The 12,862-nt window shown below is 64.5% G+C and carries 19 protein-coding genes; 10 read left to right on the forward strand and 9 right to left on the reverse strand.

Features of this window, described 5'->3' with window-relative positions; all coding sequences use genetic code 11:
* The first annotated feature begins 40 nt into the window (after positions 1 to 40).
* From C7W88_RS07680 to C7W88_RS07705, 6 genes are read left to right on the forward strand one after another with little or no spacing between them, the layout of a single operon-like run.
* On the forward strand, positions 41 to 913 hold the full coding sequence (locus C7W88_RS07680; RefSeq protein ID WP_118073099.1) for an amidohydrolase family protein: 873 nt from the start codon (positions 41 to 43) through the stop codon (positions 911 to 913).
* Between the two features lie 9 nt (positions 914 to 922).
* Complete coding sequence (locus tag C7W88_RS07685; protein WP_118073100.1) at positions 923 to 1,384, forward strand: beta-lactamase hydrolase domain-containing protein; 462 nt, start codon at positions 923 to 925, stop codon at positions 1,382 to 1,384.
* On the forward strand, positions 1,381 to 2,130 hold the full coding sequence (locus C7W88_RS07690) for an SDR family NAD(P)-dependent oxidoreductase (protein WP_118073101.1): 750 nt from the start codon (positions 1,381 to 1,383) through the stop codon (positions 2,128 to 2,130). Before C7W88_RS07685 ends, C7W88_RS07690 begins: the two co-directional genes overlap by 4 nt.
* A 16-nt stretch (positions 2,131 to 2,146) precedes the next feature.
* The gene (locus C7W88_RS07695; RefSeq protein WP_118073102.1) at positions 2,147 to 2,923 is read left to right on the forward strand and encodes a glutathione S-transferase family protein; all 777 of its coding nucleotides are present in this window, start codon (positions 2,147 to 2,149) and stop codon (positions 2,921 to 2,923) included.
* Positions 2,923 to 3,462, forward strand: a complete 540-nt coding sequence (locus C7W88_RS07700) for an alpha/beta fold hydrolase (RefSeq protein ID WP_162895952.1) — start codon at positions 2,923 to 2,925, stop codon at positions 3,460 to 3,462. The genes C7W88_RS07695 and C7W88_RS07700 overlap by 1 nt, the downstream gene beginning before the upstream one ends.
* Positions 3,420 to 3,659 carry an alpha/beta fold hydrolase gene (locus C7W88_RS07705; protein WP_118073104.1) on the forward strand — a complete coding sequence of 80 codons (240 nt, stop codon included), beginning with the start codon at positions 3,420 to 3,422 and terminating at the stop codon, positions 3,657 to 3,659. Before C7W88_RS07700 ends, C7W88_RS07705 begins: the two co-directional genes overlap by 43 nt.
* Here C7W88_RS07705 and C7W88_RS07710 read toward each other — a convergent pair.
* Positions 3,656 to 4,057 (reverse strand): VOC family protein, encoded by a 402-nt coding sequence (locus C7W88_RS07710; RefSeq protein ID WP_118073105.1) that lies wholly within the window; start codon positions 4,055 to 4,057, stop codon positions 3,656 to 3,658. The two genes, C7W88_RS07705 and C7W88_RS07710, sit on opposite strands and share 4 nt — an antisense overlap.
* A gap of 76 nt (positions 4,058 to 4,133) precedes the next feature.
* A complete protein-coding gene (purU, locus tag C7W88_RS07715) occupies positions 4,134 to 4,988 on the reverse strand; it encodes a formyltetrahydrofolate deformylase (protein ID WP_118073106.1) in 855 nt (284 codons plus the stop codon).
* A 139-nt stretch (positions 4,989 to 5,127) separates the two neighbouring features.
* On the opposite strand from purU, the gene C7W88_RS07720 reads away from it, so the two are divergent.
* The 3 genes from C7W88_RS07720 to C7W88_RS07730 all read left to right on the forward strand — a co-directional run bounded on the left by C7W88_RS07720 (position 5,128) and on the right by C7W88_RS07730 (position 8,165).
* Positions 5,128 to 6,525, forward strand: a complete 1,398-nt coding sequence (locus C7W88_RS07720) for an aminomethyltransferase family protein (protein ID WP_118073107.1) — start codon at positions 5,128 to 5,130, stop codon at positions 6,523 to 6,525.
* A gap of 80 nt (positions 6,526 to 6,605) precedes the next feature.
* Complete coding sequence (locus C7W88_RS07725; protein WP_118073108.1) at positions 6,606 to 7,493, forward strand: methylenetetrahydrofolate reductase; 888 nt, start codon at positions 6,606 to 6,608, stop codon at positions 7,491 to 7,493.
* 3 nt (positions 7,494 to 7,496) lie between these two features.
* Positions 7,497 to 8,165 carry an alpha/beta fold hydrolase gene (locus C7W88_RS07730; protein WP_118073109.1) on the forward strand — a complete coding sequence of 223 codons (669 nt, stop codon included), beginning with the start codon at positions 7,497 to 7,499 and terminating at the stop codon, positions 8,163 to 8,165.
* A 7-nt stretch (positions 8,166 to 8,172) separates the two neighbouring features.
* Here C7W88_RS07730 and C7W88_RS07735 read toward each other — a convergent pair whose 3' ends face one another.
* The 7 genes from C7W88_RS07735 to C7W88_RS07760 all read right to left on the reverse strand — a co-directional run bounded on the left by C7W88_RS07735 (position 8,173) and on the right by C7W88_RS07760 (position 12,161).
* On the reverse strand, positions 8,173 to 8,796 hold the full coding sequence (locus C7W88_RS07735; protein ID WP_118073110.1) for a riboflavin synthase: 624 nt from the start codon (positions 8,794 to 8,796) through the stop codon (positions 8,173 to 8,175).
* Positions 8,797 to 8,808: 12 nt separating this feature from the next.
* Positions 8,809 to 9,780 (reverse strand): bifunctional diaminohydroxyphosphoribosylaminopyrimidine deaminase/5-amino-6-(5-phosphoribosylamino)uracil reductase RibD, encoded by a 972-nt coding sequence (gene ribD / locus C7W88_RS07740; protein WP_118073111.1) that lies wholly within the window; start codon positions 9,778 to 9,780, stop codon positions 8,809 to 8,811.
* Positions 9,777 to 10,211 carry a hypothetical protein gene (locus tag C7W88_RS07745; protein WP_240344879.1) on the reverse strand — a complete coding sequence of 145 codons (435 nt, stop codon included), beginning with the start codon at positions 10,209 to 10,211 and terminating at the stop codon, positions 9,777 to 9,779. The genes ribD and C7W88_RS07745 overlap by 4 nt, the downstream gene beginning before the upstream one ends.
* Positions 10,212 to 10,318: 107 nt before the next feature.
* Positions 10,319 to 10,747, reverse strand: a complete 429-nt coding sequence (locus C7W88_RS07750; RefSeq protein ID WP_370073213.1) for a M48 family metallopeptidase — start codon at positions 10,745 to 10,747, stop codon at positions 10,319 to 10,321.
* Complete coding sequence (locus tag C7W88_RS24685; protein ID WP_370073214.1) at positions 10,717 to 11,106, reverse strand: hypothetical protein; 390 nt, start codon at positions 11,104 to 11,106, stop codon at positions 10,717 to 10,719. The genes C7W88_RS07750 and C7W88_RS24685 overlap by 31 nt, the downstream gene beginning before the upstream one ends.
* Entirely contained in the window at positions 11,099 to 11,542 is a 444-nt protein-coding gene (locus tag C7W88_RS07755) for a YcgN family cysteine cluster protein (RefSeq protein ID WP_118073112.1), read from the reverse strand. The genes C7W88_RS24685 and C7W88_RS07755 overlap by 8 nt, the downstream gene beginning before the upstream one ends.
* Positions 11,543 to 11,549: 7 nt before the next feature.
* Positions 11,550 to 12,161: an SCO family protein gene (locus tag C7W88_RS07760; protein WP_118073113.1), complete on the reverse strand. Its 612-nt coding sequence runs from the start codon at positions 12,159 to 12,161 to the stop codon at positions 11,550 to 11,552.
* 79 nt (positions 12,162 to 12,240) lie between these two features.
* On the opposite strand from C7W88_RS07760, the gene C7W88_RS07765 reads away from it, so the two are divergent.
* Positions 12,241 to 12,855, forward strand: a complete 615-nt coding sequence (locus tag C7W88_RS07765; protein WP_118073114.1) for an ankyrin repeat domain-containing protein — start codon at positions 12,241 to 12,243, stop codon at positions 12,853 to 12,855.
* The last annotated feature ends 7 nt before the right edge of the window (positions 12,856 to 12,862 follow it).

A 12,862-nucleotide genomic window follows, 5' to 3' on the forward strand; every position in this document is an offset into this window, starting at 1 on the left:
CAGGGTCGTCTCGACCTTGCACAAATGAAGGAATAGAACGGTGCCCATCGACCTGTCGAAGATCAAGGCGATTGACGTCCACGTCCATGCCGAGGTCTCGTGCCACGATCCGGAAGATCCGGTCATGGGCCAGTTCTTCGACGCGGCTTCAGCCTACTTCAAGGCTCCGCGCGAACGCCCCAAGATGCCCGAGATCGTCGAGATCTACCGTGAGCAGCAGATTGCGTTCTGCATGTTCACGGTCGATGCCGAATGCGGCATGGGGGCCAAGCGCGTGTCGAACTACGAAGTTGCCGAGATGGCGGCCAAGAACGACGACATCTGCATCGCCTTTGCCTCGATCGATCCGCACAAGGGCAAGTTCGGCGCGCGCGAAGCACGTGACCTGATCGAGAACTATGGGGTAAAGGGCTTCAAGTTCCACGGCATTGCCCAGAACTGCCACCCCGCCGATCGCGTCGGCTATCCGATCTACGAAGTCATCGCTGAATACGGCCTGCCCGCGATCTTCCACACCGGCCACTCCGGCATGGGCACCGGCATGCGCGGCGGTGGCGGCATGCGCCTGAAATATGGCCAGCCGATGCTGGTCGATGATGTCGCGGTCGATTTCCCCGACATGAAGATCATCCTGGCCCACCCATCGTGGCCGTGGGTGGATGAAAGCCTGTCGATGGCGTTGCACAAGGACAACGTGTTCATCGACCTGTCCGGCTGGAGCCCGAAGTACTTTGCCCCGCAGATCATCCAGTACGCCAACACGCAGCTCAAGAAGAAGATGCTGTTCGGTTCGGACTTCCCGCTGATCCACCCGCAGAAGTGGATCGACGCCGCGCTTCAGGTCGGCTTCAAGGAAGAGGTCATGCCCGGCATCATGAAGGACAACGCCGCGCGCCTGCTCGGGCTCGCCTGAGCCTGCGCCATGGCCGATCCTGACGACATCCGCGCCTGGCAGAGGCTCGATGCGGAAGTGACCACGTCGGGCCGGATCGAGGACAAGGACGTCATGCGCCTCGCCGATCTGGGCGTCGCGCATGTCGTCAACCTCGCGCTGGAGACCCATCCCGAGGCCTTGGCCGGGGAAGGGGAGAAGCTGGCCGCGCAAGGCATTGTCTATACCCACATTCCCGTGCCGTTCGACGCGCCGGGCGAGGAGCACTTCGCCGCCTTCGTGAAGGCGGTGGAGGAAGGTCCCCGGCCGGTGCACGTCCACTGCATCATGAACTGGCGCGTCTCGGCGTTCTTCTACCGCTACAACCGCGAGATTCTCGGACTGCCCGAGACAGAGGCGCGCAAGCTGATGGAACGGCAGTGGTCTCCCGAAGGTCATGACAGCAAGGAAGCCCGCGTCTGGGCGGAATTCATCGCAAGGACGTCCGAGTGACCGACCTTACGGGCAAGCACATCGTCATCACCGGCGCCTCCACAGGCATCGGACGCGCCACCGCTACCGTATGCAGACAGGCCGGCGCGCGTGTTTCGCTGATCGCCCGCCGCGCCGATCTGCTCGAACAAGCCGCGCGTGACCTTGGCGGGAGCACCGCCTTCGCTGCAGCGGACGTTGCCGACAAGGCCGCGCTTCATGCAGCGCTCGATCACGCGGCCGCTGCCAACGGCCCGATCGATGGCCTGTTTCTGAACGCCGGCATCGGCGGCATGTTCGCTCCCGTCGAGCAATATACCGACGAGATGTTCGATGCCGTGATGGCGGTGAACCTCAAGGGCGTGCTCTGGGCGATCCAGCACGTACTACCCGCCATGAAGGAGCGTGGGACAGGCGCGATCCTCGTCACCGGCAGCCTCGCCAGCGAGCGCGGTTTGCCGATGAACGCGGGCTATGTCGCGAGCAAGCATGCTGTCCTCGGCCTGTCGCGCGCGGTTGCCAACGAAGTCGCCGAGTTCGGGGTGCGCTGCAACTGCATCGTGCCGGGGCTGATCGAGACGCCGATGCTCGATGGCCTGCCGCCCGAAGCCGCCTCGCAGATGGCCAAGGCCGTGCCGCAAGGCCGCACTGGCCAGCCCGAGGAACTGGCCAGGGTCGCCGCCTTCCTCCTTTCCGACGCCGCGAGCCACGTCACTGCCCAAAGCTGGGCGGTCGACGGTGGCATGCTTGGCACCATGCGAGTCTGACCCCCGGGAGACGCCGATGGCCCTGAAATACTACCACGCCGAACCGCTGGCGAATTCGCTGAAGTCGATGGTGCCGCTCAAGGAGAAGGGCCTCGCTTACGAGAGCATCTACGTCGACCTGCACAAGTTCGAGCAGCACCAGCCGTGGTTCACCGCGATCAATCCCGAAGGCCAGGTGCCCGTGCTCGACCACGACGGCACGATCATCACCCACACCACGGTGATCAACGAATACCTCGAGGACGTTTTCCCCGATGCCCAGCCCGCCGACGCGCCGTTGCGTCCGCGCGACGCGGTGGGCGCGGCGCGGATGCGCTACTGGAACAAGTTTATCGACGAGCACGTGATGAACTTCGTCTCGATGCATGGCTGGCACCGCATGGTCGGCGTGATCGCGCGCAATATCGAGAATGGCGAGTTCGAGAAGCTGCTCGAGAGCATCCCGCTGCCCGATCAGCGCAAAAAGTGGGCAACGGCGCGCTCCGGCTTCTCCGAGGCGGACCTCGCCAACGCCACCGCCAAGATCGAATATGCCCTCGCCAAGGTCGAGGCCCAGCTTGGGCAAACAAAGTGGTTGGCAGGGAGCACGTACACCCTTGCAGACATCAACTTTTATTCGCACTGCGGCATGATGGTCGAGCGTATGTTTCCCGAGATGGAAGTGGCGAGCCGCTTTCCCCGCCTGTGCGAATGGCGCGATCGCCTCACCGCGCGTCCGGCTGTCGCCGAAGCCCTCAAGAGCGAGGACCGGACCGCTCCGGGCCTGCGCACCTGGTCGGGGCATGTCCGCTGATGGCTGGTTTCGTTCTGATCCATGGGTCCTGGCACGGTGGCTGGTGCTTCGATCCGGTCGCGGAAATTCTCCGCGCGCGGGGGCATACTGTGGTCGCGCCGACACTGCCCGGCATGGGCGGCACCGCGGAGGAGATGGCCGCCGTCACGCTTGATCGCTGGGGCGATTTTGCTGCGCAGCATTGCCGTGACCTCAAGGCGCAGGGTGTAGGGCCAGTTGTCCTTGGCGGACACTCGCGCGGCGGCCTTGTCGTGTCGACCGCAGCGGAGCGTGATCCGTCTGCCATGGACGCCATCGTCTATATCTGCGCAATGATGTTGCCAGCGGGCATGAGCCGCGCCGAATTCAAGGAACTCGAAGGCCCCAACCCGCCTTCGATGCGATCATTTCCAAGGTTCACGGCGGGATCGCGACCGTCATCGACGCGGCAAATGCTGCACCCGTCTTTGCGCAAGTCTCGCCGCCAGACCTCGTCAGTGCGGCGATGGCAAGGCTCATGGCCGAACCCCACGCGCCGCGTTCGGAGAAGATCGCGGTGACGCCGGAACGCTGGGGCAGTCTTCCGCGCACTTACGTCGAATGCACGCTCGACCGTACGATCCCGATCGAAAGCCAGCGCCGCATGATTGCCATGTCGCCCGGCGCGCACGTGGTAACGCTCGAGGCCGATCACAGCCCCTATCTGTCGAAGCCGCAGGAACTGGCCGACGCTCTGGAGGCGGCAATCTCCGCCTAATCGGCGAAGAAGTTCAACTCCAGCAGCACGTTGTTCGGGTCTGCGGTGAAGATTTGCCGCAGGCCGATGGCTTCAACCACGTTGGTCTGGCAGTCGAGCCCCAGGGCGGCCACGCGCGCCAGAACTTCGTCGTAGCCCGAGCAATTGAGCGCAACGTGATGGATCGCGCCGGTGAGCGCGCCCGGCTGCACCTCGCGGTCATAGGCGCGCGGGCAGTCCACGGCGTTGATGTGCACGATGGCCTTGCCGGCCGCATCGTACATCCACTGCGCGTTCTGCGGGGTGAGGGGAGGTGGGCCGTCCCGCCGATCAAGGCCGAGCAGCGCCTTGTAGAACTCTGCCGTCTCGTCGAGCCGGTCGGTGATGATGTTGACGTGATCGAGCGCGTTGACGTGCATCTGTCCTCTCCCGCAGCAAAACGGCGGCAGGAGCATGGTGCCCCCGCCGCCGCCCTTTCTCAACTATTGAAACCGCTCAGCTCTTGAACACGACCGTCTTGTTGCCGTTGACCAGCGCGCGATCCTCGAGGTGCAGGCGAACCGCTTCGGCGAGGACGCGGCGCTCCACGTCGCGGCCCTTGCGCACAAGGTCTTCGGGGCTGTCGGCGTGGGTCACGGTCTCCACGTCCTGGTGGATGATCGGGCCTTCGTCGAGGTCCGCGGTAACGTAATGCCCGGTCGCGCCGATCATCTTCACGCCGCGCGCATGCGCTTGGTGATAGGGCTTTGCACCCTTGAAGCTCGGCAGGAACGAGTGGTGGATATTGATGCAGCGGCCGGCGAGGAACGCCGTGAGATCATCCGACAGGATCTGCATGTAGCGCGCCAGAACCACCAGTTCCGCGCCCGTCTCGGTGACGATGCGCTTCACTTCGGCTTCCTGCTGCGGCTTGGTCTCCTTGGTGATCGGCAGGTGGTAGTAGGGCACGTCGCCGATCAGCGAGATCGACAGCGCTTCCTTGGGATGGTTGCCGAGGATCGCCACGACTTCCATCGGCAGTTCGCCGATGCGGGTGCGGTACAGCAGGTCACCCAGGCAGTGGTCGAACTTGCTGACCATGAGCACGACCTTCCGCTTCACGGCGGTGTCGCGCATGTTCCATTCCATGCCGTAGTCATCGGCAACCGGCGCAAAGGCCGTGCGGAACGCATCGATCCCGGTCTCGCCCGGATCGAACACGACTCGCATGAAGAATTTTCCGCTCAGCGAGTCATCGAATTGCTGCGCCTCGCGGATGTTGCCGCCCGCTTCATAGAGGTTGCCCGTGACCCGGGCGACGATGCCCGGCTTGTCTTCGCAAGACAGCGTCAGAATCAGCGATGCGCTCATCAAAATCTCTCCCGTCCTTGTCGCGTTAGGGGTGGCGCACAGAGGGCGCAACATTTCCCATTGCGAATCTCGAAGGAGATTGTATGTGTTGCATACAAGTTTTTCAACCCTGCCATTTCACAAGTCGGGAGAGTTCAAGATGGCGAAGAACCTCGAAGAGGTAATCCAGCAAGGCGGCAACGTCGTCGAGATGCTGCGCAACTCGCAGCTCGGTGCTTATGTCTATCCGGTCGTTGCGCCGGAATTCTCGAACTGGCGCAGCGAACAGTGGGCATGGCAGCACAGCGCCGTCCTGTTCGACCAGTCGCACCACATGGTGAACCTCTACATTCGTGGCAAGGACGCGCTGAAGCTGCTGTCCGACACCATGATCAACAGCCCCAAGGGCTGGACGGTCAACAAGGCCAAGCAGTACGTCCCGACCACGCCTTACGGCCACGTCATCGGTGACGGCATCATCTTCTGGGAAGAAGAAGAATCGTTCACCTACGTCGGCCGCGCCCCGGCTTCGAACTGGCTGCGCTACCACGGCGCGACCGGTGGCTACGATGTCGAGATCGAACTCGACGACCGTTCGCCGATGCGCCCGATGGGCAAGCCCGTCACCCGCAAGGAATGGCGCTTCCAGATCCAGGGCCCGCAGGCGTGGAACGTGATCGAGAAGCTGCACGGCGGCCCGCTCGAACAGCTCAAGTTCTTCAACATGAGCACCATGAACATCGCCGGCAAGACCGTGCGCACGCTGCGCCACGGCATGTCGGGCGCACCGGGTCTTGAAATCTGGGGCCCCTATGCCGAGCAGGAAGAAATCCGCGCCGCCATTCTGGAAGCGGGCAAGGAATTCGGCCTGATCGCTTGCGGCAGCCGCGCCTACCCGTCGAACACGCTGGAATCCGGCTGGATCCCCTCGCCGCTGCCCGCCATCTACACCGGCGAAAAGCTCAAGGGCTTCCGCGAATGGCTCGCTGCCGACAGCTACGAAGCGACCGGTTCGATCGGTGGTTCGTTCGTCTCGGACAACATCGAGGACTACTACCTCAACCCGTGGGAGCTGGGTTACGGCAACTTCGTCAAGTTCGACCATGACTTCCATGGCCGCGAGGCACTGGAAGCCCTGAACCCCGCCGAGCAGCGCAAGAAGGTGACGCTCGCCTGGAACCCTGAGGACATGGCCAAGATCATGGCCTCGCTGTTCAACCCGGATGGCGAACAGTACAAGTTCTTCGACACCCCGCTCGCCAACTATGCTTCGTCGAACTACGATCGCGTCGTCGATGCTGGCGGCAAGACCGTCGGCTTCTCGATGTTCACCGGCTACTCGTACAACGAGAAGCAGGCGCTCAGCCTCGCCACGATCGATCCGGAAATCCCGGTCGGCACCGAACTGCGCGTGGTGTGGGGCGAAGAGAACGGCGGTACTCGCAAGACCACCGTCGAGCCGCACAAGCAGATTGAGGTCCGCGCGATCGTCTCGCCGGTTCCCTACAGCCGCGTCGCTCGCGAAAACTATGCCGAAGGCTGGCGCACCGCGCGCTGAGCCCAAGCAGACTGGCGCCGCCCGGATTGCTGCAAAGGCAACCGGGCGGACTGCCCTCAACCATTGAGAGGATCCCGCACATGGCAGCACCGCTTATCCATCCCAACTGGGACAAGGCGCCCGACGGGATCACTGATGGCTTCAGCCTGGAGATGACCGCGAAGGACGAGGCGTCGCTGCGCGATGCCGCCCCGCTCATTCCGGCCGACACCCCTATTGCCGTCACGTTCCTCCCCGGCGAGGACGTTGCCGCCCGGGTTGCCGCTACAGTCGCGGTGCGCCAGCTCGGCTTCGAGCCGATGCCCCATTTCTCCGCCCGCCGGATCACCTCCGAGGACGATTTCGAAGGCTACCTTCGCGCTGTGGTCGAACAGGCCGGCGTGACGCGCTGCTTCATCGTCGCAGGCGATCCGCCCGAGCCGGTTGGCCCCTATTTCGATACCTCCGCCCTGATCGCCACCGGCGCGTTCGAACGCTCCGGCATCAAGGCCATCGGCATTGGCGGGCACCCGGAAGGGCATCCGAACATGACCGAGGCCGAATGCTGGGCGGTCCTCGAAAAGAAGGTGGCCGAGATCACCGCGCGCGGCATGGCCCCGCTGATCGTCACCCAGTTCGGCTTCGATCCCGATGCCTTCCTCGCCTGGCTCAAGGAATTGCGCGCGCGCGGCATCGATGCCCCGGTGCGCATCGGCGTGCCCGGCCCCGCGGGGATCAAGCGCCTGCTCGCCTTTGCTGCCCGCTGCGGCGTGGGTGCGTCAACCTCGGTGCTCAAGAAGTACGGGATTTCCGTCACCAACCTTCTCGGCACGGCTGGACCAGACAAGCTGGTCGATGCCTTTGCCCGTGGCCTCGGGGCCGAGCACGGCAAGGTGCGCCTGCACTTCTACCCGTTCGGCGGCCTGACCAAGACGCTCGAATGGATTCACGGTTACAACAAGAAGCACGGCATCGGCCCGGGGGCCTGAGCCATGACCGACTTCGTGCTGGTGCACGGCGCGTGGGGCGGCAGCTTTGCGTGGGATCTGTTGAAAGCCGATCTCACCGCCGCCGGGCACCGCGTCCTCGCTGCCGATCTCACCGGTCTTGGCCGCCGCAAGGCCGAGTTCAACCCCGGCATCACGTTGACCACGCACATCGATGATGTTTGCGACCAGATTGCCAAGGCCGGTTTCGATCGCTTCGTGCTGGTCGGCCATTCCTGGGGCGGCATGGTCATCACCGGTGTCGCCACGCGGCTCGGTGCGCGGATCGACGCGATAGTCTACGTCGATGCTTTCCTGCCGCAGGATGGCCAGTCACTGTGGGACCTGACCGGGCAGTGGGAGCACGATCACTACATCGGCAGCCAGAAGCGCAAGCCGGGTGCAGTGTCCCCGCTCCCCGGTCTTGAAAGCCCTGTCCTGTCCGATCACCCGTTGCTGACGCTGGTCGAGGCGGTGCGCTTCACCGGCGAGGAAGCGAAGATCCCCCGCCACGTTTACATCTTCGCCAATGGCTGGAGTCCGTCACCTTTCGGCAAGTTCGCCGATGCAGTGCAGGACGATCCGGCGTGGGAGTATCACGAGGCCGAAGCCACCCACAACGTCATGGGCGATCAGCCCGAGCAACTGCTTCAGATTGTGCTCGGCTGCGCCTGAATTTTGCTCAACCCTGCTGCGCCAGGCTCTGCATCCGCTTGAGATAGCGCGCCAGCACGTCGATCTCGAGGTTGACCTTCGATCCCGGCTTCAGCGCGCCCATGGTCGTGACCTGCGCGGTGTGGGGGATGATGTTGAGCGCGAAGTGGCATGAACCGTCGGGTTGATCGGCCACTTCGTTGACGGTCAAAGACACGCCGTTGACCGTGATCGACCCCTTGGCCGCGATGTAGGGCGCCAGCTCCTGCGGCGCGGAAATGCCGAACTTCAGCGATGCGCCTTCCGGGCAAATGCCGACGACTTCGCCCACTGCATCGACGTGCCCGGTCACGATGTGCCCGCCCAGCTCATCGCCCAGTTTCAGCGCCGGTTCGAGATTGAGCGGCGCGCCCACGGTCCATTGTTCGGAGGCAGTGCGACTGACGGTCTCGCCCGAAACGTCCACCGCAAACCAGCCTTCGCCAGCTACGCCACCCTTGTCCACCACGGTCAGGCATACGCCCGAGCAGGCGATCGAGGCACCGATGGCGATCTTTGCCGGGTCCATCGCGCACGAGATCGTGATGTGGCGGTCGCCCTTGTCCTCGATGGCGAGGATGTTGCCGATTTCCGTGACGATCCCGGTGAACATAAGAAATCTCCTTCAGCGGACCCGCTCGTAGACGTCGAGCGCATCGCTGCCAAGCGTCCGCCGGTCCACATTGCGCCAATGGCCGTGCGCGTCAGCAAGCGAGCCCAGGCCGATGTCCCCGATGCAGGGCAGGCCATCGCCAATGATGATCGGTGCGCGATAGAGCAGCAGCCGGTCGACCATGTCAGCGGCAAGGAAAGATGCCGCCGCTTGCGCTCCGCCTTCGACGAAAAGGTACTGGGCATCTCTGAAAGCCTGTGGTGCGGTGATATCTACTACCGCCGTCCAGCCTTCCGGAACCGTTCCCCGCGTCAGTACCATGCGCTGCGGGCTGCGGTGTTCAAGCCCCGGCAAGCGCACGTCAAGCCTTGGCGCATCGGCGCGAAAGGTTCCGCCGCCGACCAGGATCGCGTCGGCCCGTGCCCGCTCGACATGACAGTGCGCCCGCGCCTCGGGGCCGGTGATCCATTTGCTGCTGCCACCGGGAAGCGCGATCCGGCCATCGAGCGATGTGGCAAGCTTCAGCGTTATGTAAGGCCGTCCCAGTGTCGCGCGGCTCAGATATCCGGCCAGCGAATCCCTTGCAGCGGGGCTGGGCAGGATTTCGGCCTCGATCCCGGCTTTTCGTAATGCCGCGATGCCACTCCCCGCCGTTCGAGGGTCCGGGTCCTCAACGCCGATCACCACCCGCGCAAGGCCGCTCTCCAGAACCAGTGACGTGCATGAGGGCCCGCGCGCACTGGCGTGGGCGCAGGGCTCCAGCGTCACGTAGAGCGTCGCACCATTGGCCGCCTCGCCCGCCATCGCGAGTGCCTCGGCTTCGGCATGAGGACGACCGCCCGCCTGCGTCCAGCCGCGTCCAACGACCTTGCCGTCCTTCACGATCACCGCGCCTACCGCAGGATTGGGCCTGCTCAGCGGACGCCCGCGCGCAGCAAGTGCCGCCGCAGCATCGAGCCAGCGCAGGTCCTCAGGCCTGCTCATGGTTTTTCGGTCTGCGCCTTCTTCATCTCGGCATCGTAGACCGGATTGTCGACCAGGTGCTTGTCGAGCACTTCCTTGCGCGCGGCCTCAACCTTCTTGCGGTACGCCTCGCGCTCGGCCTTGCCTTCTTCATAGGCACGCTTGGTTTCAACCCCGGTGGCGTCGCCGACCGCCTTGTACATCTGGCGGATACGCTCCTGCCGCGCCTCTTCCTCGGCTTCCTCTGCCCGGGCCTTGGCCGTTGCCGCCTTGTTCTCGGCGAGAATCTCGGCGTCGCTGCGGTCCTCGATGAAGCTCGGGAAGTAGATGATCTCGGGCGGGCGGGGCAGCGCCGTGCCGCCTTCCATGGCCATCGCGGTGAACAACGTCCCCGTCACCGCCGCCGCCATCACCAGTCCGACACGGCGATAGTCGCTGGGCGCGGTGAACACCTGCCAGAAATCGACGATGGCCCGGCGGGGGAAACATTGCGGAAGAAGGCTCTCATGCTGGCCTAGATAGGCGCTGGCGCAGGCTTTCGCTACCCATCGGCAGGCATTCAGCCAAACGGCACATAGAGCGAGCGACCGTGCCGCTTGAGCCAGCGGTTCGCGCTCTCGATCTCGCCTTCGAAAAGCTGTTCGAGATGAGCGTGGAAAGCGGGGCTGTGGTCGAAATGCTTCATGTGCGCCACCTCGTGGGCCACGACCGAACGTCGCACGAAATCGGGCGCCATGATCAGCCGCCAGTTCATCCGGATCGATCCGTCCGCCGCACAGCTACCCCAGCGGCGCTGCGCGCGCGACAGCGACAGGCGCGGCACCACTTCCCCGGCAAGGGCGCAATAGTGTGCAAGATCGACGGCAAAAAGCGCCAGCGCCTCTGCCTCCAGCCAGCGCTGCAGCCGTGGAGACAGCCCCTCGACCGGCCCGCCGACGATCAGGCGGCCATCTGTGATCACCGGCTTGCGGGGGGCCGCTCCGACCATTCGATCTGCAAGGTCTCGCCCCGCCATGGCAGCGCGGCATCGGGCGCGATCGTGCGGGGTTCCGGCATCCGCGCCAGTTGGCCCGCGAGCCAGTCGGCCCGGTCGCGCGCAAATGCCTCGGCATCGCCGACGCGGCCCCACGCGGGGATGGAGATGCGCGCTTCGCTGCCATCGGGCGCAAGCCGCAGCGTCATGCGCCGGGCATGGCCAAGCTTGCGGATCACCAGCGGAAGTTCGCGCCCAGCCACATCGATCGTGCGGCGCGATACCGCGCGCGGGGCCAAAGTTCCGCGAGAGGGGGTCTGCGACTTCGCTTTGGTGTCGGCGCGCCGTAGCCAGTCGAGCACGCCCCTACCCATCGAAGTATTCCGGGGGCACGACATGATCCTCGATCGGTCCGGCCAGCGTCTCGCTCACCGCCTTGCCCACGACCGACTTGCCGGCACGGTGCACTGCCTCGCGATCGCCCGACACCAGATAGTGCCAATCGGGCAGTGGCCTGTTCTCGGCCCTCAGGCGATAGGCGCAGGTGTCGGGCAGCCACGGCAGGTCGCGCGCCAGCTTCGGCGTCAGGCGCAGGCAATCGGGCACATAGGCGCGGCGGTGCTTGTAATCGCTGCACCGCGCAGTCCTGAGGTCCAGCAGCTTGCAGGCGACATTGGTGTGGACCACCTCGCCGGTGTCCTCGTCCTCCAGCTTGTGCAGGCAGCACTTGCCGCAACCGTCGCACAGCGCTTCCCACTGTTCGCGGCTGAGTGTCGCCACCGGCCGTTCCCAGAAGCGGTCCTCCGTCATTCCGGCGTCAATTCACCCACTTGGCGAGTTCGGCGGCCACGGCTTTGCCGTCCTGCTCGGCAGGCAGCAATGCGATGGCTGCGCCGTCCGGGCCCATCAGATAGGCCGCGCGGCTGTGGTCCATCAGGTAGGCATCGGGCTTGCCCTCGTCGCGCCGTTGATAGAACACCGCCCACTTCTTCGCGACGTCGGCGATCTGCGCCGGTGTACCGGTCAGCCCGACCACGTTCTTGCCGAAGTTCGCGGCATACTTGCCGACGACCGACGCGGTATCGCGCTCGGGATCGATGGTGATGAAGATCGGCACGATCGGCTTGGCGTCGGGGTGCTCCTTCGCGAACAGGCGCAGGCCCTGCGCGATGTTCTGCATGTCGAGCGGGCAGACATCCGGACAGAACGTGTAGCCGAAATAGACAATGCGATACTTGCCGGCAAAGTCGCTCCACTTCACGGCCTGCCCATCCTTGCCGGTCAGCGTGAAGTCGCCGCCGATTGCCGCGCCTGCGAGAGGCGGTTGCTCGGCAGGCGTCATGTTGCAGCCGCCAAGCGCGAAAGTGCAGGTTGCGGCAAGCGCGGCGAGTGTCGATCTGAAAGTGAGGGCCATGGCGCGCCGGTTCATGCTCTGCTAACCGTGTCCTTGCAAGAGGCGAGTCCGCAGGGCCGTGAATGGCTGATGGGGCACGCAACAGGAGGTTCGAATGCTGTCGAAGATGCGCAGGCCGCTTACCATGCTGGCCATGCTGCTGGCCGCTGCCACGGCAATTCCGGCGCAGGCCCAGTTTTCCGACAGCTACAAGTTTCTCGATGCCGTCCGCAAGAAAGAGGGCGACAAGGTGACCGAGGCCCTGAACGAGCCCGGCACGCAGATCATCAATACCAAGGACTACACCACCGGGCAGACCGCGCTGCACATCGTCGTGGCCCGGCGCGACCTTGTCTGGGTGCAGTTCCTGATCGCCAAGGGAGCCAATGTCAACGCGCGCGACAACCGCGGTGTCACGCCGCTGGTGGCTGCCTCGGAAATGGGCTTTCTCGAAGGCGTGGATGAATTGATCAAGTCGGGCGCGCGCGTCGATGAGGCCAACAACACCGGCGAAACCCCGCTGATCAGCGCCGTCCACCGCAAGGACCTCGCGCTGGTGCGGATGCTGGTCAAGGCCGGGGCCAATCCTGATCGCCCGGACAATTCGGGCCGGTCCGCGCGCGATTATGCTGCGCTCGACAAGGGCAGCCCGGTGCTGGGCGAACTGGAAAAGGCTTCGAAGGAAGCAAAGTCCGCCGCGCCCAAGAAGACCTACGGCCCCTCGTTCTGACGGGTAC

Source organism: Novosphingobium sp. THN1, assembly GCF_003454795.1.
GTDB lineage: Bacteria > Pseudomonadota > Alphaproteobacteria > Sphingomonadales > Sphingomonadaceae > Novosphingobium.